Origin of the sequence: Candidatus Poriferisodalis sp. (genome assembly GCF_965208925.1) — a bacterium.
Taxonomy (GTDB): Bacteria; Actinomycetota; Acidimicrobiia; order Acidimicrobiales; family Poriferisodalaceae; genus Poriferisodalis.
Map to the genome: position 1 here is coordinate 1,489,478 of NZ_OZ242364.1, position 21,688 is coordinate 1,511,165.

The window sequence follows — 21,688 nt, forward strand, 5'->3', positions numbered from 1 at the left end:
TTTTGCAGGGCATTCGTCCTGGCATTGGATCGGGCCGCGGCTTCCCTGAGGAGCGCAGCGAACAGGAGGACTCTGCTGATGCCGAGCACCAAGAAGTTCAGCGAATTGCGGGACGAGGCACGTCGCGATCCCGAGCGCGCCCGGCGGATCGAAGAGGCCAAGCTGCGAGCTCTGGCGGAGTTGCGTCAGGACGACCGGGCGATCTTCCCACGGCGGAGGATGCCGGACTCGAGCTAGCGCAGAGGCCGCCGGTGAGCGCTGTTTGGCGGGGGAGCGGTTAGGGGTTCTGTCCCCGGGCTGTCTAGTAGTGATAACTACAATCAGTCTGAATGGGGGCCGCTGCTGCTTGGTGGGGCCGCGGGTCGCGGCTCTTGAGGGCTGGGGTCGCGGTGCTGGTGGGTGCGGCGGCGGTGTTGGGGCCGTTGGCGTCGGCTATGGCGGCGTCGCCGGAGCTGCAGCTTCGTGACGAAGTCCCGGCGGTGGAGCTGGGTGACATCACCGATGAGGCCAAGACCGTCGTCAACAGCACGATTGACGACGCGGCGGGCGGTGTGGAGCGGTACCGGTTCGAATTGTCGTCGCCGAAGTCGGTGGAGGTGGTGCTGCGGTTGCTGACTGCCAACGCGGACGTGTACTTGGAGAGCGCCGGGGGCGATCTGCTGGGCTCAGGCGTCGAGCTGGGGCGTTCTGATGAGCGGTTCAGCATCACCTTGGCGGCGGGCACCTATGAGGTGCGGGTGGAGTCCTCCAGCCCCGTGCGGTACCGCATGAAACTGAAGCTGTCCGAGCCGGTGGGGGAGCCCGTCGGCGGGACGTCCACAGACTCGTCGGAATCGCCCGCCGACAGCCGCACGGACCCGGGCACCGAGACGGATCTGGGCACTGGCACGGACCTTGTCGAGGCGTGGACGGCGGTGCTGGACGTGGGGGCGACCGATGGCACGGTCGGCTACTCGCGCTGGGCGAACTTCGGCTCGCTGACCTCGGAGAGCTTCGATGTTGACGGGTCGACCTATGGGGTCATCTTGCTCGCAGAGATCGCCGGCGGCCTGTACCTGGGTCTGCGCCGTTCGCTGGACACCGAGTTCGTGCTCGACATCGACGGCCGCCAGTTCGTCGCCTCCGACAGCCTGGTGCCCGCCGGGCTGCCGCTGCGCGGCACGTACTGGTGGCCCTCCGACGGCCTGCTGACCGGCTCGGTAGGCGACGCGCTCGACGTGTCGCTCAGCGCCGGCACCGACGCGCTCCCCGAGCGCGGCACGGCGCCGCCGGGCGCGTGGTTCTCCCAGGTGCCGGACGCGCACGACGGGTCGTCGCAGTTCACGCTGCGGCTCAACTTCGACGAGTCCGACCTCGGCGTCACTTCCAGCTTGCTCGCCGATGCGCTGACGGTGACCGGCGGTTCGCTGGCGGCCGTGTCGGAAGTGTCGCCCGTCGGCAAGACCTGGGAGCTCGCCGTGACGCCCGACGGACCCGGCGACGTGACCGTGACGCTCGCCGCGCCAGCCGACTGCGCGTCGGCCGCCTCGGTGTGCTCCGCCGGCGGGCGCATGCTGCGCAACTCTCCCCAGGCCAACATCGGAGGGCCTGGGGCCACAACGCGACTGGCGTCGCTGACTGTGGGCTCGCTCGCGCTGTCACCCGCATTCGATCCCGAGGTGACGTTGTACTCGGCGACCGCGCCGGCGGGAACCCAGCAGATCACGGTGGAGGCGGGTCCCGCCAATTCCTCATCGGTGGCGACCGTCTCGCCCGCAGACGCAGACGCCGTCGCCACGGGGCACCAAGTCGCACTCGCGCAGGGCGCGCAGACCGTGATCGCGGTGACCGTCGTCGCCGCCGACGGCGCCGAGCGGACCTACTGGGCGGTGGTCGACGTCCCCGGAGCGGGTCCCTCAGAGCAGGGCTCGGAGCCGCCGAAGCTGAACGGGCTCGCCGTCGACGGCGTCGACGACCTGAGATTCGATCCCGCAACCACCCGCTACGAGACCACCGCTGACCCAGACGCTGACACCGCCACGATCATCACCGGCCTGCATGACACTGACGCCACCGTGCAGGTCATCACGTTGCACGGCGACGACCCGACCCTCACCCCGGACCTCGACGACGGTGACCCGGTCGAAGGCGGCCACCAAGCCCCCCTCGCCGCCGACGGCGACACGTTGGTGCTGGTGATCGTCACCTCCGCCGACGGGCTGCGCCAGCGGGCCTACGTCATCCTCATCAGCCAGCAGGCATCAGGCGCAACCCCGCGCTACTCCCAGACGCCCGGCAAGCAATCGCAGGTCAGCCTCGAACCAGGACGGCTGCGGTCCTCCGGCATCTTCACCCGCCACACCAACCTGCCCACGCTCGACAGCATCACCCTCGCCGACACCACCCTCAGTCCGGCGTTCGCCGCAGGCACCACCGCCTACACCGCAGAAGTCGCGGCCGACGTCGCCACTGTCACCGTCAACGCCACCGCCCCCGCAGGCACCACCTACATCGTCACCCCCGCCGACGCCGACGACATCACCGATGGCCATCAGGTCAACCTGGCCGAGCCCGGCCCCGACGGCGTCCCCACCCAGACCGTCATTGGCGTCATCGCCCGCAACACCCAGAACGCCGTCAACGCCTACATCATCACCGTCTCGCGCGACAGCCCGCTCTCGGCGATCCTCCCCGCAGGCTGCGAGCTCGAACATCTGCAAGATCAAGGCGACGGCACGCTCACAGCGTCGGGCCGCTTCGTGCCGAGCTGCACTTCGCTCTTCGAGTATCCGCAGTGGATCAGCCATCTCCCCGCTGGGATAACGACGACCGGGAACGCGCACTTCTACGAATTGACGTTGCCCCGGATCAGCGACGTGACGATCCGTCTCGATACCAGGCAGCCTGGGCACGCGGACTGGTGGACGACCAGCACCCACACCGTGGTGCGCTCCTCTGACGGCACGCAGCTAGCGCACTACTTCGATCACGCCGACTACGACAACGACGAGTGCCTCGCCTACTTCGACATCCCGTGCCCCGATCACGGGCGCCTCAGAACGAGAATGGAAGCGGGCACCTATCTCATCGAGGCCATCCAGCACTACAGCCTCGACGGTCGCCAGCGGCTCTTCAGGATCGATGTCGCGGTGAGCGACTACGTCGGCTCCTCGGCGCCGCTGCTGGCCTCGTTGACCGTGGACGGCAGCTCGGTGCCGTCGTTCTCGTCGGAGACCTTCCTCTACGAGATGGATCGCCCCGGCGCGCAGGTGACGGTGGCGGCCGAGGCGAAGGCGGCAGATCCGGCGTTCGGGGTTGCGATCTCGCCGGCCGATGCCGACACGAACACGGCAGGCCACCAGATCGACGTCGCCGAGCACGGGCTGACCGAGGTGACGGTGTCGGTGTCCGATGACGTGACGGGATATGTCCACGAGTACAAGGTGGTGCTGTCGGGCGATCACTCCGCCGATGTGAGCTCGACGGGGGCGGTGTCGGTCGGCGGCAGCACCCGGGCGCGTGTCGACTTCGCCAACGACCGGGACTGGTTCGCGGTGGATCTGGTAGCCGGCACGGCGTACGTGATCGAGCTGTTGGGGGTCGACAGTCCGCCGGGCACGCCCGCCTCCGGCACGCTGGAGGATCCGAAGATCTGGGGCATCACGCTCGAAGACGGCACCGCAGTGGCGAACACCTCCGACGACAGCAGCGGTACCGGCAACAACAGCGCCGTGTGGTACCGGCCTACCGCTTCGGGCACGTACTTCGTGATCGCCGGCGCGGCGGCGTCGGGTCTGGGCATCTACAACCTGGCGGTGAGCGAGGTGGTCGACGACTTTGCGGCCAGCACGTCCACGACGGGCGTGGTCACGGTCGGCGGGGCTGCCGCTGTGGGCGAGATGGAGATCGGCGACGACCAGGACTGGTTCGAAGTCACCCTGGCGGCCGGGCACAGCTACTGGTTCATGGCCAAGGGCGCCTCGACCGGCCGGGGGACGCTGGCCGATCCCCACCTGTACGGGGTGTTCGACAGCGCCGGCACGCTGGTTGCGGGCACCTCCGACGCTGATGGCGGCGTGGGCACGGATGCACAGGTGGTGTTCGAGCCTGCGTCTGCCGGCTCCTACTACGTCGCGGTGGGCACCGGCAACAGCGGGCGGGGCACCTACGAGCTGACGGCCGGCGTCGACGACTATCCCGCCGGCACCGCTACCAGCGGCACGGTTGCGGTGGACGGGGGAGCGACGTCCGCAGAGGTGGACTACCGCGGCGACCGGGACTGGCTGGCGGTGACCCTGGCGGCGAACACGACCTACTGGCTGGAGGTGCAGGGCGCCCCGAGCAAGAACGGCACGCTGGCCGACCCGCACCTGTACGGGGTGATGGACAGCGTCGGGACGATGGTCGCGGACACTGCTGATGCCGACAGCGGTCACGGCGCGGACGCCGAGCTGATCTTCGAGGTGTCGACCGCGGGCACCTACTACATCGATGTCGGGTCTGGCGAGGTGGGCACCTACCAGGTGTCGGTAGCCGACGTGAGCGCCGGGTTCACCGACGACTTCGCGGGCGACGCCACGACTGCTGGCACGGTCGCCGTGGGCGGCAGCGTGGACGGGCAGGTGCAGTACCTGGGCGACCAGGACTGGTTCGCAGTCACCCTTGAGGCCGACCAGGAGTACTTCGTGTGGCTCGACGGCCGCGGGCGCCGCCGGGGCACCCTGCCCGATCCGCACCTGCACGGGGTGATGGACAGCACGGGGACGCTGGTGGCCGGCACGAGCGATGCCGACTCCGGCGCGGCGCTGGACAGCTTCTTGCTGTTGACGGTGGACACCGGCGGCACCTACTACATCGCAGCGGGCTCAGCCGGGGGCGAGCGGGGCACCTACCGGGTGACGGTCGTCGAACGGCCGCTGGTGAGCGTCTCGGAGCCGCCCGGTTACGGCACCGACCATCCCGACGGCGCGCGCACCCACGCGTATGTGGCGCTCGACGACACCGCGTTCGGACACGTACCCCCAGGGGATGCGGACTGGTACTGGGTGTATCTGGAGGAAGGCCAGCGATACCAGTTGGAGATGTGGAGGGTTACCTACCCGTGGAGCGACTGGCGTTGGGACGGACGCGTCCCCCGCATGCGGCTGCGTGACGACGACGGCAAACCGCTGGACGGCATGTCCGAAGACGACCTTGCGGACTTCTATGGCGACCGGCGCTTCTACACCGCCGAGCGCACCGGCATGCACCTGCTGGAGGTGTGGAGCGAGTGGAGATTCGGGGACGGCGCGTACTTCAACTACGACCTCGATTTCACTGAGGCCAGCGACGAGTAGCCGGGCGGTTCGCGTTTCGGCCGCTGGGCTACTCGCCGAGCCAGTCCTTGGGCTTGTCGGCTCGGAACTGCCACAGGGTGACGGCGATGAACAGGGCCGTGAACCCGAGCAGCATGGCGATGGCGCGGCCGAAGCCTTGCTCGCCGGCGAGCACGCTGCGGTAGGCGTCGATTGCCCAGTACACGGGGCTGGCGGGGGCGATGGCCTGCACCCAGCCCGGCAGTGTGGTGATCTGGGCGATGGCGCCGCCGGCGCCTGCGACGGCCATCGTGCCCAGCATCGAGGCGGCGTTGAGCTGCGACATGGTGCGGCACAGCGAGGTCATTGCGATCGCCAGGGTGACGTAGGTGGCCGCGCAGGCCAGTGCCGTGATGACGAGCTGCGCTGCGCCGCCGGGCACCTCGAGGCCGAAGGTGGCGATGCCGACGGCCACCAGCAGGAGCTGCTGGGCGGCGGTCACGGCGAGCATGGGGATGGCCTTGCCGGTGATGATCTCGATCGTGCGGATCGGGGCGATGCGCAGCCGGTCCCAGGTGCCCCATCCGTGCTCCCGGAAGAACGAGAACCCCATCGATCCGGTGCCCAGCAGCGCGAACAGCGAGGCCAGGGCGGGCACCGAGTGCGCCGGCCCGCCGATGAGCGCGTCGGACACGAAGAACAGCAGCACGCCCGGCATGCCGATGAGGACGAACAGGGGGAAGGGGTCGCGGCGCAGCAGGCGCAGCTCGTTGCGGGTGACGAGGAGGGTTTTCGTCATCGGCAGGTGCTTTCGGCGGTGGCGTCGGCGGTGCTGCCGGCAGCGTTGTTGCCGTCGTCCGCGCCGATCACCCGCTCGTACAGGCGGCGGACCGAGGGCCGCTCCACCACCACTTCGGCAATCTGGTCCTGGTCGACGGAATTGATCGCCGCCAGCAGGTCACGGTCGTCGAACGACACGGTCTCGCCGCTGCCGAGCGTGATGACGGTGGCCGAGTCGGCGACGGCTGCGAGCAGGTCGGCGAGCGACCCGGCCGCGACCCGCCGGCCATGGTCGATGATCACCAGCGAGTCGCACGCCTCGTCGGCTTCCTCGAGGTAGTGGGTGCTGAAGATGACCGCCGTGCCCTGGGCCGCCAGCCGGCGGATGCCGTCGATCACCCGCTGTCGGGCCGAGACGTCGAGACCGGCCGTCGGCTCGTCCACCAGCAGCAGCCGGGGCTCGTGGATGACGGCGGTCGCCAGGTGCACCAGCTTCTGCTGCCCCACGCTGAGGTCCTTCACCCTGCGTTCGGTCAACGGGCCGAGGTCGAAGAGGTCGACGATCTTCTCAGTTGCCTTGGTGAGCGAGCCGCCCCGCAGGCCGTAGAGACCGCCGAAGTAGGACAGGTTGTCCGACACCCGCAGCGACAGGTACAGCGCCGTCCGCTGGGCCGCGTACCCGACCATGGCGCTGACCGGCGGCGCGTTCGGCGCCAGCCCGTCGACAGCGATCTGCCCGCCGTCGGGCTGCAGCAGGCCGACGATGCAGCCCATCGTGGTGGTCTTGCCGGCGCCGTTGGGGCCCAGCAGCCCGACGGTTTCGCCGGGCGCCACCGAGAACGACAGGTCGTCGACGGCGGTGATCGAGCCGTACCGCTTGGTCAGCGATTCGACCTCCAGCAGCGTCACGACCGACATTCTGGCCGCCCAGCCCCGTCAGCCAAAGCCGTTTTCTGATTGAGCCTGGCCATACTCGGGCGCCGTTGGTAATTCCGTATACAGGGATATAGTTTCCAAAATATGGGTAAATCGGCGACGCCGAAATTGTTGCCGCTGTTGCGGTCACGTCAGCAGGGCGAGATTCTGGCCCGGCTGCTCGGCGACCCCGAACTCGAAGCCAGCGTCACCGACATCGCCGCGATGCTGGGGCTGCCGATCAGCTCTGTGCACAGAGAAATCGAGCGGGCGCAGGCTGCCGGCATCGTCACAAGCCGCAAGATCGGCAACGTCCGCCTTGTGCGAGCGAATACCGACAGCCCCTACTACCGGGGCCTTGCCGACGTGCTGGTGAGGGCGTTCGGCCCCCCGCACGTGCTTGCGGAGGTGCTGGCGGATGTCGACGGCATCGATGCTGCGTATGTCTACGGATCGTGGGCAGCCCGCTGGTCTGAGGATGGGGGCACGCGACCCGTTGCCGATATCGACGTTCTCGTGCTGGGCTCACCAGACCGCGACCGGCTCTACGCAGCGCTCTCCGCAGCCGAGGAGCGACTCGGCCGCCCCGTCCAGGACGCGGTGCGCCCGGCCGGCTGGATCGACGACGGCACCGGCAGCTTTCACGCAACCGTCGTCAGCCGGCCGCTCGTGCAGATCGACCTTGGTCAGGGCTGAACGGCTTCACGGCAACCGTTTCGGCGATTCGGCGAGAGCCGTCCACTGCCGCTCTGGCCAGGGAGATCGCCCACATCGCGTCCTCGCTCGTCAGCGGTGGCGTGTCTGCGTCGTAGTACTGCGCAGAGTGACGTTTCCGGCGGAATCTCTCGAATGTCGGCTTCGCGAATTCGGGGATGGAGTCCGAGAACTGAGCCGAGACTGCGTCTTCGACAGTGACATGAGAGCCCTCCCCGGACATCGGCCTCAGAGACTGACGCAGCAGGAGCGATTCGGCCGCCATTCGGTATGCGTCGTACGCAACGGCGAATGCACCGGCGACGTCGCCGAAGTCGATCCCGGCGTTCGCAGTGCCGAGCCGCCGTTCGGCTTGACCGAGCACCTCGTCACCCGCCTTCTGGCGGCCTTCGACCGCAATCTGCTCGAGGCGTTTCGCCTCGATGAGGTAGGTGATGGCGTCCCGGCCTCGCATCCTACCGACCGTAGCGGTGGCCTTGAGGTCCGGTACAAGAGGTTTCGCAGCGGTAGGCATGGGGCGTCTTGGGGCATGCCTACGCTTGGCACGCAGCGTCGGGAGTGGGCGGATGGAGCCTCACAGGCAAGCCGCAGCAGGGTTCATGTACTCCGACACGGGCGGCGACGGTCCTGTGATTGTGCTGCTGCACGGCGTGCTGACCAGCGGCAGCCTGTGGGATGACGTGGTGGACGGGTTGCGGGACCGTTACCGGTGCATCGTGCCCGAGTTGCCGTTCGGCGCTCACCGCACACCGATGCCCGACGATGCCGCCCTTGACCTCGAGTCGATCGTCAAGATGATCGCTGCGTTTCTGGCCGAGCTCGACGTGCGCGACGTCACGCTGGTCAGCAACGACTGGGGCGGCGCCCAGCTTGTCATCAGCCCCGGCGGCAGCGACCGGGCGGCGAACCTCGTGCTCGTGTCCTGCGAAGCATTCGACAACTACCCGCCCGGGCTGCCGGGCCGGCTGCTGTGCCTGAACGCAGCGCTGCCCGGCGGCACCTTCTTGACCGCTCAGCTGCTGCGGCCCCGCTTCGTCCGGCATCTGCCGATGACGTTCGGCGGCATGTCGGCGAAGCGGGTCCCCGACGACGTGTTCATGAGCTGGATCGAACCGCTGCGGCACGACCGTCGGGTGCGGCGTGATCTCGACAAGTACCTGCGCAGCGTGCCGAAGAAAGCGCAGCTGCGCGAGTGGGCGGAGCAGCAGCGATCATTCGGCGGATCCGTGCTCGTCGTGTGGGCACGCGACGACAAGCTGATGCCCCCGGCGCATGCCGAGCGCCTCGCGCAGCATTTCGACAAAGCGCAACTCGTGTGGATCGACGACAGCCGGACGTTGGTGCCGATCGACCAGCCCGAGCTCTTGACCGAGCATCTGCGGGCGTTTCTGGGTGCGAACGCTGCTTGAGAATGTGTTGCCGGGGCGGCGAGTGCTGGGCGGCTAGAGCTTGGCGGCTATGCGTTCGAGCGTGTTCCAGTTGCGGGCGGTGGCGGTGACGCCTAGGTGTCGCTCGAAGTGCGAGTACGACAGGCGCAGCGCCTTGACGCCCTCGGGTGCCCAGACGTAGGCCTCTGTGCCCTCGACGTGGAGGACTTCGGGGCTGTGGTCGGCATCGACGAGCTCACGGACGGCTGCGGGGCTCGGTTCCGCTGACAGGAAGTTGACCAGGTAGCGGGAGCCGTCGTCGGCGACGTGGCCGAGTGGATTGCGCTCGAGGATGGCTTCGATCTCGGCGGCGGTGCGGGCCGCGCAGGGCACGTGGACGTCGAAGTCGTCGGCCAGGAGTTGTTGGACTGCGGCGGCTACGGCAGCGGCGCTGGGCCGGCCGGGCTGGTCGGCGGTGATCTCGGCGGTGACGATGATGTTGCCGCTCTGCAGGATCGTGACGGGGTCGCCGTAGCCGGCCTGGGCCAGCTTGGGGCGCAGCTCGGCCATGGGGACCCGGTTATGCCCGCCGACGTTGATGCCCCGGGGGAGGACGACGCAGCGGGTGCTCACGGGGGGCCGCTCAGCCGGACTCGCCGGCGAGGCGATCGAGAATGCGGCGGTGGCGTTTCATGGACGCCGCAAGTCGTTGCTGGAACGTGCCGTCGCTGCGGCGGCAGGCGACGGCGGGTTGCTCGCAGGCGTTGCGGTCTGCCTCGGCCATGGGAGTACGGTAGGGCAGTGGCGGCTTCTGGTCCGCATCTTTTTGGGGCGGAGCCCGTACGGCGGCTTGCAGGTCGCCGCTGCGGCGCCAGCGCGGAAGAACTTGTCACACCCCTCTCTTACGTTGGCCGCCATGACCTCCGCCGTACGAAGCCGACCGGTCGGTGACCGCCGGGGTTCGTTCCGCTCGGCGGTCGGTGGTGCCTGTTTGGTCGAGCTGCGCAGCCGGCTGGCACGAGGCTGTGAGGGCGAAGGGAGCGGCGACGGCCACGGTTTGGGCAGCGATGTCGCCGGTGCTCGGGGTGTCCGTGATGCTGTGGATGCCGCAGTGGGGCCGCTGGCTGGCGCCGGTCCGCTGATTGATTCGTCGGCGGCTCGGTCGGTCGACGACGGCGACCTGGTGTGGTGCGCGCAGGCAGTGCAGCGGGCGATCAACGTGCTGGAGGGCGCCCGCAGTGCGCTTGCGGCCGAGGCCTCACGGCGCCGGTTGCATGCGCGCCGTGGGGAGGCCTCGGCAGCCGAGACACTGATCAATGCCACCGGGGTGGGAGGCGCGTTGGCCCGACGTGTCGAACGCGAGGCAGAGATTCTGGATGCTCAGCCGCAGGTGGCCGCGTCCTTGGGGCACGGTGCGATCAACGCAGAGCAAGCTGCCCTGGTTGCTGCGGCCGAGGTCCCCGACGAGGTGCGAAGGGACTTGTGCAGGCAGGCTCGAAACCAAACAGCCGACGAGACACGGAAGACCGTGCGCGCCGCCGAAGCCGCGTGGCGACGCGAGAGCGATGCGCAGCGGCAGGCTCGTCAGCGCGCTGCCCGATCGGCTTCGATGTGGATCGATCCCGACAACGGCATGTGGCACTTGCGTGCCAAGTTTGACGCGCTGACCGGCGACGCAATCAACCGTCTCTTGGTGAGCGCTATCGAGCGGAATTGGCGCAGCGACAAAGATCTGCCCGAATCGAAGCGGCGCAGCGTCCAGCAACGTGCCGCCGATGCGCTCGCGTGGCTGATCACGGCCGTCGGCGCCCAAGGTGCGACAGGAGCGGACGGAGGCGCTGCATCCGCCGGCGCTGGCCAAAACGCTGGTTCCGTGTCCCGCGATTCCGGGAACGTCGTGGGCCAGGGCACGGGAGACGACATCTGGATCGTGCCGAATCCAACGCAGATGATCGTGCTCACCACGCTGGACAATCTGCGTGACGGCTTGACCGGACGGGCTTCGGCCGCGGGCGCCAACGGCGAGTCGCCGCCGCTCGCGCGTCCAGTGTCGGCAACGCCCGATGCTGAATCCGCGGACGTGGCATCGAGGCCGGCGATGGACCCGTTGGCAGTTCCCGGCGCCGCTGCGATCACCGAGAACGGCACCGTGCTCGGCGCCGCCGACCTGCGCAGGATCGCCTGCGACACCCAAGTCATACCGGTCGTGATGGGCGGCCCCAGCGAAGTGCTCGACGTCGGCCGGGCCAAGCGCACCATTCCCCCAGGTCTCCGCAGGGCACTGATTGCTCGCGACCAACGCTGTGTGTGGCCCGGCTGCGAGCGGGCCCCGGTTCACTGCGACGGGCATCACATCCAGCACTGGATTGATGAGGGGCCAACCTGCCTCGACAACTTGGCGCTGTTGTGCCACGTCCACCACCACCGCCTGCACGAGTACAACCTGGTGCTGCACCCGCCGACCGGCCCCGCTCCCCCCGGGGATGGCTGGACGGTCACACCAGCCCCACCCCGCGAGGCAGCGGTACCGGCCTCGCCCCGCGAGCGCCGCACCCCGGTCACGGACCACGTCCGGCTGAATCGCTGAGCTGCGGATCGAGGGATACCGAAGTGGCCCCGTAGCAGCAAGACTGCAATCAGCGAGGGGATGAGCGATGAACGGACAGGTCAGCGACACAGCGAGTCTGCGGCAGATCTATCGCCAGCCATCCAAGCTGGTGGCCAACAAGAACGTGCCGGCGATCGATGCCGAATCGGCCCGGTTCCTGGCGCTCTCGCCGCTGTGTGTACTGGCAACCCATGGCGCCGGTGGCACCGATGCGTCGCCCCGCGGCGGGCCGGCCGGATTCGCCCGGGTACTCGGTGACGGCGCCCGCCTCGCCTTCGGTGATCTCGCTGGCAACAACCGGCTCGACTCGTACACCAACTTGCTCGACAACCCCCAGGTTGGCCTGATCTTCTTCGTTCCCGGGAGCGACCACACGGTGCGGGTGAACGGCACTGCATCGCTGACCACGGATCTGGACATCCGCGAAGCCGTGGCGGTAGGGAATCGGACGCCGAAGACGGCTGTGGTCGTGGATGTCGACGAGTGCTTTCTCCACTGCGGGAAAGCGCTGATACGAGCCAGCATCTGGGACACGTCGACGTGGCCGGACGGCGAAGCGCCCACCGCTGGTGACATCCTCGCCTCCCAGCATGACCTGCAGGCCGAGCCAGCAGTCATCGACAAGAAGCTCGAGGACGGCTACGAAGCCACGTTGTGGTCCGACGCGGGCTGACCGCTGCGACGACTTCGACTCGGGGCCGGTCTCGCCGCTATGGCCACTCCGCTGGGAGCCCTCGCTTCCCAGTCATTCTCCATGCACTAATCGAGACCTGGACGAGCGATCTGTTCATCTGCCAGGTTTGTCAGGGTGCAACGGCGCGCAGCGTTTCGGTGTTGCCGTCCACGCTGAGGATCTGGCCCGATACATAGCGGGCGGCGTCCGAGAGCAGCCAGCAACTGGCTTCGCCGATGTCGGTGCCGGTGATCAGCGTGCGCATCGACACCTGTGCGGCGTAGCCGGCCTTGATCTCCGTGGCAGTGTTGCCAGTAGCGGCCGCTTCCCGTTCGATTACGCCGTCCATGCGCGGGCCCTCGACGGTTCCGGGACAAACGGCATTGATCCGAATGCCGCGCTCGCCAAGCTCCATGGCCCACGTCTTGGTGAGACCCACCACAGCCCATTTCGAGGCGGCGTAGGGACTCCGCAGCGGATAGCCGAAGATCCCAGCTGTCGAGACGATGTTGACAATCGAGCCGCCGCTGGACAGGAGTGGCACCGCCGCAGCGGTGCAGCGGAACGTGCTGCCCACGTTCACCTGAACACAGTGATCGAACGCTGCCGGATCCAAGTCTTCCACCCGGCCAGTCGGACCCGCTATGCCGACGTTGTTGACCAGCCCGTCGATGCCGCCCATCTGCTCGACGGCGGCCGCGAACAGCCTGGCCACGTCGGTCTCGTCGGCAACGTCGTAGTGCCCATCGACTGTGGTGCCGCGGTCGATGTCTGCGCCGAACACTTCGGCCCCATAGCCACGAGCGGTGACCGCAATGGCGGCACCGATGCCAGCACCGGCTCCGGTCACGACGATTCGCTTGCCCTCGAGCACGTTACGACGCGTGGATGTAGCCGACCGCCGGGTCGTAGGGCTGAGTCGGGGGACCCTTGAGCTCGACGGTGTTGCCGTCCGGATCTTTGACGTACATCGACGGTCCACGGCCGTCTGCGCCCCAGTTGTTGTAGAGGCGACCCGCTTCGACGCCGTGGCCAGCGAAGTGCTTGCGCAGGTGGTCCTCGTCAAACGGCTCGATCCGAACGCAGAAGTGGTCCACGTTGTGCGCCGTCGGACCCGGCGGCGGGCCGCCTTCTCTGCCGAGCACGCCCGCTACGTCGACCAAGTCGATGATGCAATCGCCGGCCCGCAGCTGATACAGGCCGATCTCATCGTTGATGTGTTCGACGCTGCAGCCCAGCACCGAGGTGTAGAAGTCCATGCTCCGCTCGACGTCGACAACCCGCAGCACGATGTGGTCCAGCGATGTCAATCGGAACATCGGGCAACCTCCCGGGCTCGCCGCCTGCTGACACTGGAGCCGCCGACTGCGGCAGCCGCAGTCCGCTACCGAGCGTACCGATGAGGCACCAGCCGCTTTGCACGCAGCCCAGCGGTCAGGTGGCGAGGGCAAGGTGATCCTTGGTGCGTCATAGGGTGGCCGCGTGCGGTGCCGCATCTGCGCCCATCTGACCGGAGCAGCACCACCCGGCACGATCCGGCGCATCCTCGCCCAATCCGTCACGGCGTTGCTTGTAGCCACCCTGCTGGCAGCGGCCTGTGCCACTTCCGACACGCGTACGCCGCCACCGGGAACCGAACCTGCTGCGGACACGTCAGCAGCAGCGTCGGGCGAGGACGCTGGCCAGCAAGACACGTCGGCAACATCTGCCGATGCAACTGCTGACGCCCCGGAGACGACAGCGGACACGTCGGCGGGGGTCGCCGACGCGAGCGAAGACGGGAACGCTGTGGTTCTGGACCCACGCGAAACCGGCCAGCTGCGCAACTTCCTCGGCTATACGTTCCCTCCCGCGCCCGAGGTGCAGACAGGCCCGCTGCAACGCGCCGCGCTCAACGACCTCAACATGATCTGGTCCGGCTTGCAGCGAGGCGGCATCAGCGGCGACGCCATTGCCCGGCTAGGCCAGACGGGTGACCCTCGACTCGGGTGGATCGTCTCGGACCTGCTCAGGTTCGTCCCTCCGGGTGAGCTCACCGACGGGGCCATCTCGGCCTTCCAGTCGCTGACCGGCACCCGGCTCATCGACGACTCCGTCGCCCTGCGCAGCCCATGGCAATCGGTAACCGACCACTTGCTCGCCTGGGACTTGCCAGTCTTCGACGGCTACGCCGAGTACAAGGAGCGGCTGTTCACGCTGGTCGAACCCGGCTGGCAGCCGTTCTTCGACGACGTCGACTCAGACATCGACTGGCGCATCGTGAGCTGGGGCGGTGTGCTCATCGACAACCGCGAGCTCGGCGACCCCCGTCCGTGCCCCCGAGGTTGCATCCCCGCTCTCGACAATCCAGGCGTCACAGACGCCGAGGGCGGTTCCTGGTACCCCGACGACGGCATCGTCTTCGCCGTCGTTCTCGGCGGCGAGGCCCGGGCCTATCCCCGCCACATCATGGAAATCCACGAGATGATCAACGACACGCTCGCCGGGCGCCGCATCGGCATGCCGTATTGCACGCTGTGCGGCTCGGCCCAGGCGTACCTGACCGAGGAGGTGCCCGACGGCGTGGCCACGCCCGTGCTGCGAACCTCGGGCCTGCTGTCACGGTCCAACAAGGTCATGTACGACCTCATCACCAAGTCGGTGTTCAATACCTTCACCGGCGAGGCGGTGTCGGGACCGCTGCGAGAGCAGGGCGTGGTGCTGCCCCAGACAACTGTGGTCACCACGACGTGGGGCGAATGGAAGGCCGCCCATCCAGAGACGACGATCGTGGCGGAGGACGGGGGGATCGGACGCAGCTATCCGTTCAACCCGCTGGGCGGCCGCGACGACGACGGGCCGATCTTCCCGGTCGGTGACGTCGACGAGCGCCTCGACGTTCAAGACCAAGTCTTCGGTGTGGTGCTCGACGATGGCACACCCGTTGCGTTCCCCGTTGATGCTGCAGTGGCCGAGCTCAAGGCCGGCGGAGCGGTGGAGCTCAGCGGCGTCACGCTGCAGCTCGACGGCGGCGGGGTGCGTGCCGTCGATGCCGCCGGCAATCCCATCGAAGGCCACCAGTCGTTCTGGTTCGCCTGGAGCCAGTTCATGGCCGACACCCTGCTGTGGGAGCCCTAGCCAGCGCTTGGCTAAGGCCGCGCGAGCAACGTGGCGAGCGCAGCTGCCGCTGCATCCGCCGTCGCTTGTGGATTGCGCCAGGCGACATGGCCATCGGGCCGGATCAGCACTGCACCCATGCGGCCGATGCCGTGAGCGTCAGCCAGCCGGCCGCCCGGATCGTCGAGGTCGACGCCCAAGCGCAGCACGCGCAGCGCTGGATGTGCACAGCCGCTGCCGAGGTCCGCCTCAGTGCCGGCCTCCCCCTTGCCAGCCGCGGCAGCAGCGTCGCAGTCAATCCCGCACAGCAGCACGAACTGTGAGTCGTAGAGATCCAGCGTCGATGTGGCACCGTCAACATCGATCGGCACATGGGGAGCACGGTGTCCCGGCCTCGCCGTTGGCACATAGTCGGAGACTGGGTCATCCACCTGCGGGGGCTCAGTGCCGTCAGGAATCAAGCACCCCTCGTCGTACCGCAGCCCCAAATCCATCCCGAGCCAGTTGCCGTACTGCGTGGAGGCTCGGAGGGCCTCGCGCTTCTGTTCGACAGTCGCCGTGCCCGATTCGACCAACCGCCGGATGCGCCCCACGCTCCGGGAGTTCTCACGGGACCGGTCAGCGTTGTATTGCGCGACCGGTGCCCGCTCGGTCTCATAGGTGTCCAGCAACCCCTCGCCGGCGTGGCCACCGGCCACCGCCGCGAGCTTCCACGCCAGGTTGTGGGCGTCTTGAACAGCCGTGTTCATGCCGAAGCCGCCCGTCGGCGGCAGTTGGTGCGCAGCATCGCCGATCAGGAACACCCGCCGGTCGCGGAATCGCTCGGCCACCGTCGAGGACATGACCCAAGGGATGACATCGGTGACCCGCAGGTCGAAGTCCTCAGGAAGATCCGGCGCGATCGAACGCCGGATCCACTGCGCCGCCATGTCGGTGCTGAAGTCCTCCGCCCGGTGCATAGACGGGTCGTAGTTGATCTGGCACAGCCAGCGGTCGTCGGTGTCGATCTTCTGGAACACGTTGCGGGCCGGGCTCGTCGTCCAGTACAGGGCGGCCGGGCGATGATCACTCCACGGGCCCAGGTCGGCGTAGAACTGGCAGTTGATCATGGTGCCGAAGCCGGCAATGCCATCCATCTCGATGCCGAGACTCTGGCGCACCCGCGACCCGGCCCCGTCGGCGCCCACAAGCCACCGGGCACGAAGCTGCCGGGTCCCCGACGGGTCACGGACCTCCGCCGCGACCCCGTCGCTGTCCTGGGTGACCTCGACAAGCTCCGTGTCCCAGCAGGTCTGCGCCTCCCTCATGCCCGCCAGTCGGCGCAGCAGGACTTCCTCGATCCGATCCTGCGACGTCAGCAGCCACGGCGCCGGCGACAGCTCCACACCGTCCACGACCGGTTGCACTCCCGTCGTCACTCGGCCGATCTCGGTGCCGGCCAGCGTCTCGCAGTAAACGAACTGCTCGGTCCACGGCAACGGCAGGCTCGCGGCCTCGATCTCATCCAGCACGCCCCACTGGCGCATGATCTCTGCGGTCCGCACGTTGACCGATCGGGCCCGAGGGTGCGGGTTCACACCTCCGCGCCGCTCCACAACGATCGCGTCGAGCCCGAGTCGCCCGAGCAGGATCGCCATCGACAACCCTGCCGGCCCCGCACCTGCGATGAGAACGGTCGCGTCAGTCACCGGCGCTCGACGTCCCGGTTCTCGGCAGTTCGCGCATGGTGCACCGTACCGACGAAGCGGCCTCAGCCCAGTGCTACGAAGCGGGTTCTTCAGAGCCTCCGCTCAGCACTCCCGACAGCGTGGCCAGGGCCTCCCGCAGCTGGGCATCGAGGTCGGGATCGCTCACTGCGCCGGCCTCGGTGTCGAAGTTCTCGCCGAACCGGGGAATCGACAGGGTCGCCAGAATCTCGTTGCCGAAGTACCCGGCGAGGTGACTAGCCGTTCGCAGCACGAAGCCGCCACCCCCGCCGCCCGGCGATGTGGACAGCATCACGATCGGCTTGTCGTGGTACACGCGCATGTCGATCCGCGACGCCCAGTCGAACACGTTCTTATAGGCGACCGTGTACGAGCCGTTGTGCTCGGCGAATGAGATCAGCAGCGCATCGGCCGCCCCGAGCGCGTTGTAGAAGTCGTGCGCCGGCTGCGGGATGCCCCCGACCTCCTGCCGGTCGATGCTGTAGATCGGCATCTCGAAGTCGTTCAGATCGAGCGTGCTGATCTTGAGCGCATCGGGGTCCACACCGTCGATCTCGCCGCCCTGCAGCAACCCGATGACGTAGTCGACGAGCTGCCGGTTGATCGACTGGCTGCTGTTGGAGGCGGCGAACGCCAGGAGCTTCATATCGAGAGCCTCGATTCGTCGTAGCCGGGTCGTCGCCCGGTCATGTATTCGCTCGGACCCCGTCGATGTCAGGGACGGGTTCCGACGTGAGCAGTGTGGCTGATGATGGCGTCGATGATGACCGGCCACAGCGGTTCGGGCAGGTCATGGCCCATGTCGCCGAGCAGCAGCAGGTGCGCACCCGGGATCAGCTCGGCCGTGCGCTCGCCGCCGTTCGGCAGGATCAGCGTGTCGTCGCGCCCGTGGATCACCAGCGTCGGCACTCCCAACCGCCCAAGGGCCTCGGCTCGGGGCGCCGAGCCTCGAACGGCCGCCATTTGGCGGGGGAGCCCCTCGGGGTAGAACATGCGGTCGAATGCGGCGGCCAGGAACCCGGCCATCGCATCGGGGTCATAGTGGCGTCGGCTGGACCAGATCTTCGATGACTCGACGCCGTTGGCGATGAACTCGCCCCGGTCGACCGGCGGTGGGGCGGTCAGTGCCGCGAGCGCCTCGGGTGCCGCCTCGAAGTAGCCCCGCTCACCGGTCGTCGACATGATCGAGGTCATCGACAGCACCCGGCCGGGGTGATCGATCGCCATCTGCTGCACGATCATCCCGCCCATCGACACCCCGGCGATGTGAGCGGCCTCGATGCCGAGATGGTCGAGCAGCCCCATGCCGTCGTCGCCGAAGTCGGACAGCGTGTAGGGCACGGGCGGCGGCGGCTCGCCGGCCAGCGCGGCCTGAGTGACCGCCACCACGTCCACCTCGACGCCGTCCAAGTGCGTCGACAGGCCGACATCGCGGTTGTCGAAGCTGATGACGAACCGCCCCCGCTCGGCGAGCTGCTCCCGGAAGCCGGCCCGCCACCCCAGGATCTGCGAGGAGTACCCGTTCACCAGCAGCAGGGCAGGGTCGGCCGGATCGCCGTGGGTCTCGTAGTACAGCTCGATCGCTGTCGCTTCATGCATGTTGGCGGGCGCATAGGGCATGGCGATGAGTCTGCCGTGGATTTGTCCGGCCTTGTCCTTTCGTGCCGACCGTGGGGCGCTCTATCGTGCGGGTCATGCGGCGTATGCACATCGGTCTGCAGGTCGACGACCTCGACGAGTCGGTCGAGTTCTACACACGGCTCTTCGGCTGTGAGCCCACGCTGCGGCGCCACGACTACGCAAAGTGGATGCTCGACGACCCACGGGTCAACTTCTCGCTCGATACCCATGGTTGCGGGCAGCCGGGTTCGGCTCACTACGGCATCCAGGTGGAAACGCACGACGAGCTCGCCGATCTGCGTACCCACATCGATGCGGCCGACCTGTCCCGGTCCGACCAGAACGACCTGGTGTGCGGCTACCAGCTCCAGCACAAGTCGTGGGTGACCGACCCCAACGGCCTGTGGTGGGAGGCCTTCTTCACCGAAGGCGTGGTGGACGAGGGCTACGGCACCGCCGAGATGCCCGAACCCGCCTAGCCAGCCCGCTTTGCCGCTTGCCCGGGCGGCCTCCTGTTGGCAACGGCGTTACATGTACACCGGCTGCGCTCGCCGCCGCTTCGGGTTCAGCGGGTTCGGCACGAACATCGGCACCGCAGCCTGGTAGCGGCTGTAGGCGGGATACCGCTCGCCCGAGATCTGCTCGGTGAGCCTCGTCGACACCGCGAACAGCAGCACCAGGATCACCCAGCCAAGCCCGGTCCAGTGCCAGAGCCGGCCTGATGCCGAGATCGCGAATAGGTAGAACACGATCCACATGGCCTGCTCGCAGGTGCAGTTGGGATGGCGGCAGTAGCGGAACAGTCCCTCGGCGAGGAACGGTCGTTCCACCTCGGCGCCCTCAGCCATGAGGCGTGCCTTGTTCTGCTGGAACCGCCACATCTGCCCGTCGGCGACGGTCTCGAGCACCAGCAGCACCAAGAACGCCACGATCGCGGCGTAGTCCAGCCAGCCCAGCGGCACCTCGGCGTGCAGCCACGCTTGGTGGACCGGCGACGTGAACAGCCAGATGAGCGCCATCTGGCCGAACGACACGAAGAGCACGTTGAATGTCTGGAAGCCCACGTCGCCGAGCCGCCAGCCGAAGACTCTTCGCTGACTGATCTGCTCTCGGAGATAGCTCCACCGGTAGTCCTCGCTGTCGGGCCGCCACCCGCCCCGACGGATGAGGTTGAAGGTGAGCCGTGCTCCCCACGCGCACACGAGCGCTGTCATCACGGTGATCCGAGTCGAGCCGAGTCCCACGTCGGCGAGAACGATCCCGCAGTACAGCGCCGGCACGATCGACCACAGCCGGTCCACCCAGGAGGCGTCCCGCGTCAGGATCGACGCCATCCAGCTCAGCACTGCCACCGCTGCGCATACTGCGAGCGCCGTGCCGTACGGCGTGCCGACAAGGGGATGGTCGATGGCCGCGTAGACGAACCGGCCGGGCACGAAGGCCACTACCCCGACGATGGCGACAACGAACACCCGCAGGCGAACGCCTTGCACGGGGAGCCTTTTCGGGTTTCCCGTGGCCGGATCCGTCAGTTGCAGAGGCCCTGCGCGCTGACGCCGCGATCGATGTAGCACATCACGGTGCCCTCGACGTTGCGCAGCGTGAACGTACCGTCGCTATTGCGCGTTGCGAACACGCGCAGCCGGAAGCCGCGGATCGAATCGTCCGGTTGACCGACAACATCCATCGTGACCTCGCTGAGTTCGCCCACGGTGGGCTCGCCCGAGATCCTCACTCGCGATTCGGGCTCCTCTGATGCCACGGCGCCTGCGACGGTCCGTCCCAGCGCCGCCAGGTTCGCCGCGCTGGGCGTCTGGCCGAGGCGCGCCACGATCTCGGTGGTGGTGTCGACGGTCGCGCCCAACGGAGTCACGTAGTCGCCGCTGACCCAGCCGACTACACCGGCAGCGTGCACCTCGTGCCAGAGCACGTCGGACACCTCTTGCCTCGTGCCGGTGGGAACGATGCCCGTGGCCGCTGAGTCGAGCCTGGCCACGATCTGGCCGCCCGGTTCCTCGCGCACGTTGAGTGTGCTGTCGTAGCCGATGCCCACAACGGCCAGCACCAGGCGCTGCTCGGCCTCCTCGTCGGATTCGGCTGCCGTGGTGGCCGTCACGACCTGCTGCCCGGCCGTCGTTGTGGGCGCGGGCGGCAGCGTCTGGACCGTGCTGATGGTCGTGGTGGGAATCGGAGCCGGTGCGGTTGCCACGGGTGCCGACGTGACCGCAGTGGCCTCAGGCTGGTCATCAACGGCGGCGGCACTGTCGTCGTCGGAGTCGCCGAGGGCGACCACCAGCGCCGCGATCGCCACGATGAGCGCGAGCAGCGCGATGCCCAACGGCAGTCGGTCCTTCAGCGCGATGAGGCCCTCGGAGGGCGCGCGCTCCATGCCGTGGGGCTCCGGAAAGTCAGTTGGACCGGTCATCGGTGTCCTTCGTGTAGCTCTCGGCGTCGAGGGGGGAGCCGAAGCGACGAGGACCGCCAGGACTGCCCTGTGCGCCTGACCAGCCAGCGATGTCGACTCGCTTGGCATAGCGGCGCACGAGCACCGAGCGTACGACCTTGCGGGTCGGCGGGAAGAGCATGACCAGCCCGGCAGCGTCGGTCAGGAAGCCGGGTGTGAGCATGAATGCGCCGGCCAGCAGGATCAACAGCCCGTCCACGAGCTCGTTGCCGGGAATCTCGCCCTGCGCCAAGCGGGTGCGGATCTGGCTCAGCACCCCGAGCCCGGAGCGCCGCACCATCCACGCCCCGACGACTGACACCGCGACCAGCAGCAGGATGGTCTGGCCGGCGCCGAGTCCTCCCGCCACCTGCACAATCACGAACAGCTCCAGCAGCGGCACCGAGATGAGCAACAGGATCAGCACCGCCAGCACGCCGCCCACCTTACGGCTGGGGGCCGGGTCTGCTCCGTCAGGTTCCGCTGGCCGGGT

At 68.1% G+C, this 21,688-nt stretch carries 21 protein-coding genes; 8 read left to right on the plus strand and 13 right to left on the minus strand.

Going from position 1 to position 21,688, the window contains the following annotated elements; genetic code table 11:
- Nucleotides 1-78 precede the first annotated feature (78 nt).
- A complete protein-coding gene (locus ACOGI5_RS06655; RefSeq protein WP_419863637.1) occupies nucleotides 79-237 on the plus strand; it encodes a hypothetical protein in 159 nt (52 codons plus the stop codon).
- 92 nt (nucleotides 238-329) lie between these two features.
- Entirely contained in the window at nucleotides 330-5,315 is a 4,986-nt protein-coding gene (locus tag ACOGI5_RS06660; RefSeq protein WP_419863638.1) for a pre-peptidase C-terminal domain-containing protein, read from the plus strand.
- A gap of 28 nt (nucleotides 5,316-5,343) precedes the next feature.
- Here the strand turns inward: ACOGI5_RS06660 and ACOGI5_RS06665 are convergent, their stop codons facing one another.
- Complete coding sequence (locus tag ACOGI5_RS06665; protein ID WP_419863639.1) at nucleotides 5,344-6,072, minus strand: ABC transporter permease; 729 nt, start codon at nucleotides 6,070-6,072, stop codon at nucleotides 5,344-5,346.
- Nucleotides 6,069-6,962 (minus strand): ABC transporter ATP-binding protein, encoded by an 894-nt coding sequence (locus tag ACOGI5_RS06670; RefSeq protein WP_419863640.1) that lies wholly within the window; start codon nucleotides 6,960-6,962, stop codon nucleotides 6,069-6,071. The genes ACOGI5_RS06665 and ACOGI5_RS06670 overlap by 4 nt, the downstream gene beginning before the upstream one ends.
- Before the next feature lie 111 nt (nucleotides 6,963-7,073).
- On the opposite strand from ACOGI5_RS06670, the gene ACOGI5_RS06675 reads away from it, so the two are divergent.
- Nucleotides 7,074-7,664, plus strand: a complete 591-nt coding sequence (locus tag ACOGI5_RS06675) for an ArsR family transcriptional regulator (RefSeq protein WP_419863641.1) — start codon at nucleotides 7,074-7,076, stop codon at nucleotides 7,662-7,664.
- On the opposite strand, the gene ACOGI5_RS06680 is transcribed toward ACOGI5_RS06675, so the two are convergent.
- Complete coding sequence (locus ACOGI5_RS06680; protein WP_419863642.1) at nucleotides 7,624-8,136, minus strand: hypothetical protein; 513 nt, start codon at nucleotides 8,134-8,136, stop codon at nucleotides 7,624-7,626. The two genes, ACOGI5_RS06675 and ACOGI5_RS06680, sit on opposite strands and share 41 nt — an antisense overlap.
- A gap of 145 nt (nucleotides 8,137-8,281) precedes the next feature.
- On the opposite strand from ACOGI5_RS06680, the gene ACOGI5_RS06685 reads away from it, so the two are divergent.
- Nucleotides 8,282-9,091 (plus strand): alpha/beta fold hydrolase, encoded by an 810-nt coding sequence (locus ACOGI5_RS06685; RefSeq protein WP_419863643.1) that lies wholly within the window; start codon nucleotides 8,282-8,284, stop codon nucleotides 9,089-9,091.
- A 33-nt stretch (nucleotides 9,092-9,124) separates the two neighbouring features.
- Here the strand turns inward: ACOGI5_RS06685 and ACOGI5_RS06690 are convergent, their stop codons facing one another.
- Nucleotides 9,125-9,682, minus strand: a complete 558-nt coding sequence (locus tag ACOGI5_RS06690) for a DUF1697 domain-containing protein (RefSeq protein WP_419863644.1) — start codon at nucleotides 9,680-9,682, stop codon at nucleotides 9,125-9,127.
- Nucleotides 9,683-9,692: 10 nt separating this feature from the next.
- A complete protein-coding gene (locus tag ACOGI5_RS06695; protein WP_419863645.1) occupies nucleotides 9,693-9,833 on the minus strand; it encodes a hypothetical protein in 141 nt (46 codons plus the stop codon).
- A gap of 132 nt (nucleotides 9,834-9,965) precedes the next feature.
- Here ACOGI5_RS06695 and ACOGI5_RS06700 point away from each other — a divergent pair, with 132 nt between their 5' ends.
- Both ACOGI5_RS06700 and ACOGI5_RS06705 read left to right on the plus strand, forming a co-directional pair.
- Nucleotides 9,966-11,636 carry a DUF222 domain-containing protein gene (locus ACOGI5_RS06700; protein WP_419863646.1) on the plus strand — a complete coding sequence of 557 codons (1,671 nt, stop codon included), beginning with the start codon at nucleotides 9,966-9,968 and terminating at the stop codon, nucleotides 11,634-11,636.
- A gap of 67 nt (nucleotides 11,637-11,703) precedes the next feature.
- A complete protein-coding gene (locus ACOGI5_RS06705; RefSeq protein WP_419863647.1) occupies nucleotides 11,704-12,330 on the plus strand; it encodes an MSMEG_1061 family FMN-dependent PPOX-type flavoprotein in 627 nt (208 codons plus the stop codon).
- A gap of 130 nt (nucleotides 12,331-12,460) precedes the next feature.
- Here ACOGI5_RS06705 and ACOGI5_RS06710 read toward each other — a convergent pair whose 3' ends face one another.
- Nucleotides 12,461-13,204, minus strand: coding sequence for an SDR family oxidoreductase (locus ACOGI5_RS06710; protein WP_419863648.1), 744 nt, complete (start codon nucleotides 13,202-13,204; stop codon nucleotides 12,461-12,463).
- Between the two features lies 1 nt (nucleotide 13,205).
- On the minus strand, nucleotides 13,206-13,649 hold the full coding sequence (locus ACOGI5_RS06715; RefSeq protein WP_419863649.1) for a VOC family protein: 444 nt from the start codon (nucleotides 13,647-13,649) through the stop codon (nucleotides 13,206-13,208).
- 163 nt (nucleotides 13,650-13,812) lie between these two features.
- Here ACOGI5_RS06715 and ACOGI5_RS06720 point away from each other — a divergent pair, with 163 nt between their 5' ends.
- Nucleotides 13,813-15,447 carry a DUF3179 domain-containing (seleno)protein gene (locus ACOGI5_RS06720; protein ID WP_419863650.1) on the plus strand — a complete coding sequence of 545 codons (1,635 nt, stop codon included), beginning with the start codon at nucleotides 13,813-13,815 and terminating at the stop codon, nucleotides 15,445-15,447.
- 11 nt (nucleotides 15,448-15,458) lie between these two features.
- Here ACOGI5_RS06720 and ACOGI5_RS06725 read toward each other — a convergent pair whose 3' ends face one another.
- The 3 genes from ACOGI5_RS06725 to ACOGI5_RS06735 form a co-directional block, all read right to left on the minus strand.
- Nucleotides 15,459-17,114, minus strand: coding sequence for an FAD-dependent monooxygenase (locus tag ACOGI5_RS06725; protein WP_419863651.1), 1,656 nt, complete (start codon nucleotides 17,112-17,114; stop codon nucleotides 15,459-15,461).
- Nucleotides 17,115-17,187: 73 nt separating this feature from the next.
- On the minus strand, nucleotides 17,188-17,778 hold the full coding sequence (locus ACOGI5_RS06730; protein WP_419863652.1) for an NADPH-dependent FMN reductase: 591 nt from the start codon (nucleotides 17,776-17,778) through the stop codon (nucleotides 17,188-17,190).
- Nucleotides 17,779-17,846: 68 nt separating this feature from the next.
- On the minus strand, nucleotides 17,847-18,752 hold the full coding sequence (locus ACOGI5_RS06735; RefSeq protein WP_419863653.1) for an alpha/beta fold hydrolase: 906 nt from the start codon (nucleotides 18,750-18,752) through the stop codon (nucleotides 17,847-17,849).
- A 74-nt stretch (nucleotides 18,753-18,826) separates the two neighbouring features.
- On the opposite strand from ACOGI5_RS06735, the gene ACOGI5_RS06740 reads away from it, so the two are divergent.
- Nucleotides 18,827-19,231, plus strand: a complete 405-nt coding sequence (locus ACOGI5_RS06740) for a VOC family protein (protein WP_419863654.1) — start codon at nucleotides 18,827-18,829, stop codon at nucleotides 19,229-19,231.
- Between the two features lie 48 nt (nucleotides 19,232-19,279).
- Here the strand turns inward: ACOGI5_RS06740 and ACOGI5_RS06745 are convergent, their stop codons facing one another.
- Genes ACOGI5_RS06745 through ACOGI5_RS06755 form a run of 3 tightly spaced genes read right to left on the minus strand, consistent with a single transcriptional unit; the run spans nucleotide 19,280 to nucleotide 21,631 of the window.
- Entirely contained in the window at nucleotides 19,280-20,245 is a 966-nt protein-coding gene (locus tag ACOGI5_RS06745) for a DUF1295 domain-containing protein (RefSeq protein ID WP_419863655.1), read from the minus strand.
- A gap of 35 nt (nucleotides 20,246-20,280) precedes the next feature.
- Entirely contained in the window at nucleotides 20,281-21,177 is an 897-nt protein-coding gene (locus tag ACOGI5_RS06750) for a hypothetical protein (RefSeq protein WP_419863656.1), read from the minus strand.
- Nucleotides 21,161-21,631, minus strand: a complete 471-nt coding sequence (locus ACOGI5_RS06755; protein ID WP_419863657.1) for an FxsA family protein — start codon at nucleotides 21,629-21,631, stop codon at nucleotides 21,161-21,163. Before ACOGI5_RS06755 ends, ACOGI5_RS06750 begins: the two co-directional genes overlap by 17 nt.
- Between the last annotated feature and the right edge of the window lie 57 nt (nucleotides 21,632-21,688).

Coding starts and splice junctions, on each gene's coding strand:
- ACOGI5_RS06655 (WP_419863637.1), top strand. CDS start 79: ATGCCGAGCACCAAGAAGTTCAGCGAATTGCGGGACGAGGCACGTCGC.
- ACOGI5_RS06660 (WP_419863638.1), top strand. CDS start 330: ATGGGGGCCGCTGCTGCTTGGTGGGGCCGCGGGTCGCGGCTCTTGAGG.
- ACOGI5_RS06665 (WP_419863639.1), bottom strand. CDS start 6,072: ATGACGAAAACCCTCCTCGTCACCCGCAACGAGCTGCGCCTGCTGCGC.
- ACOGI5_RS06675 (WP_419863641.1), top strand. CDS start 7,074: ATGGGTAAATCGGCGACGCCGAAATTGTTGCCGCTGTTGCGGTCACGT.
- ACOGI5_RS06680 (WP_419863642.1), bottom strand. CDS start 8,136: ATGCGAGGCCGGGACGCCATCACCTACCTCATCGAGGCGAAACGCCTC.
- ACOGI5_RS06685 (WP_419863643.1), top strand. CDS start 8,282: ATGTACTCCGACACGGGCGGCGACGGTCCTGTGATTGTGCTGCTGCAC.
- ACOGI5_RS06695 (WP_419863645.1), bottom strand. CDS start 9,833: ATGGCCGAGGCAGACCGCAACGCCTGCGAGCAACCCGCCGTCGCCTGC.
- ACOGI5_RS06700 (WP_419863646.1), top strand. CDS start 9,966: ATGACCTCCGCCGTACGAAGCCGACCGGTCGGTGACCGCCGGGGTTCG.
- ACOGI5_RS06705 (WP_419863647.1), top strand. CDS start 11,704: ATGAACGGACAGGTCAGCGACACAGCGAGTCTGCGGCAGATCTATCGC.
- ACOGI5_RS06715 (WP_419863649.1), bottom strand. CDS start 13,649: ATGTTCCGATTGACATCGCTGGACCACATCGTGCTGCGGGTTGTCGAC.
- ACOGI5_RS06730 (WP_419863652.1), bottom strand. CDS start 17,778: ATGAAGCTCCTGGCGTTCGCCGCCTCCAACAGCAGCCAGTCGATCAAC.
- ACOGI5_RS06735 (WP_419863653.1), bottom strand. CDS start 18,752: ATGCCCTATGCGCCCGCCAACATGCATGAAGCGACAGCGATCGAGCTG.
- ACOGI5_RS06740 (WP_419863654.1), top strand. CDS start 18,827: ATGCGGCGTATGCACATCGGTCTGCAGGTCGACGACCTCGACGAGTCG.
- ACOGI5_RS06750 (WP_419863656.1), bottom strand. CDS start 21,177: ATGACCGGTCCAACTGACTTTCCGGAGCCCCACGGCATGGAGCGCGCG.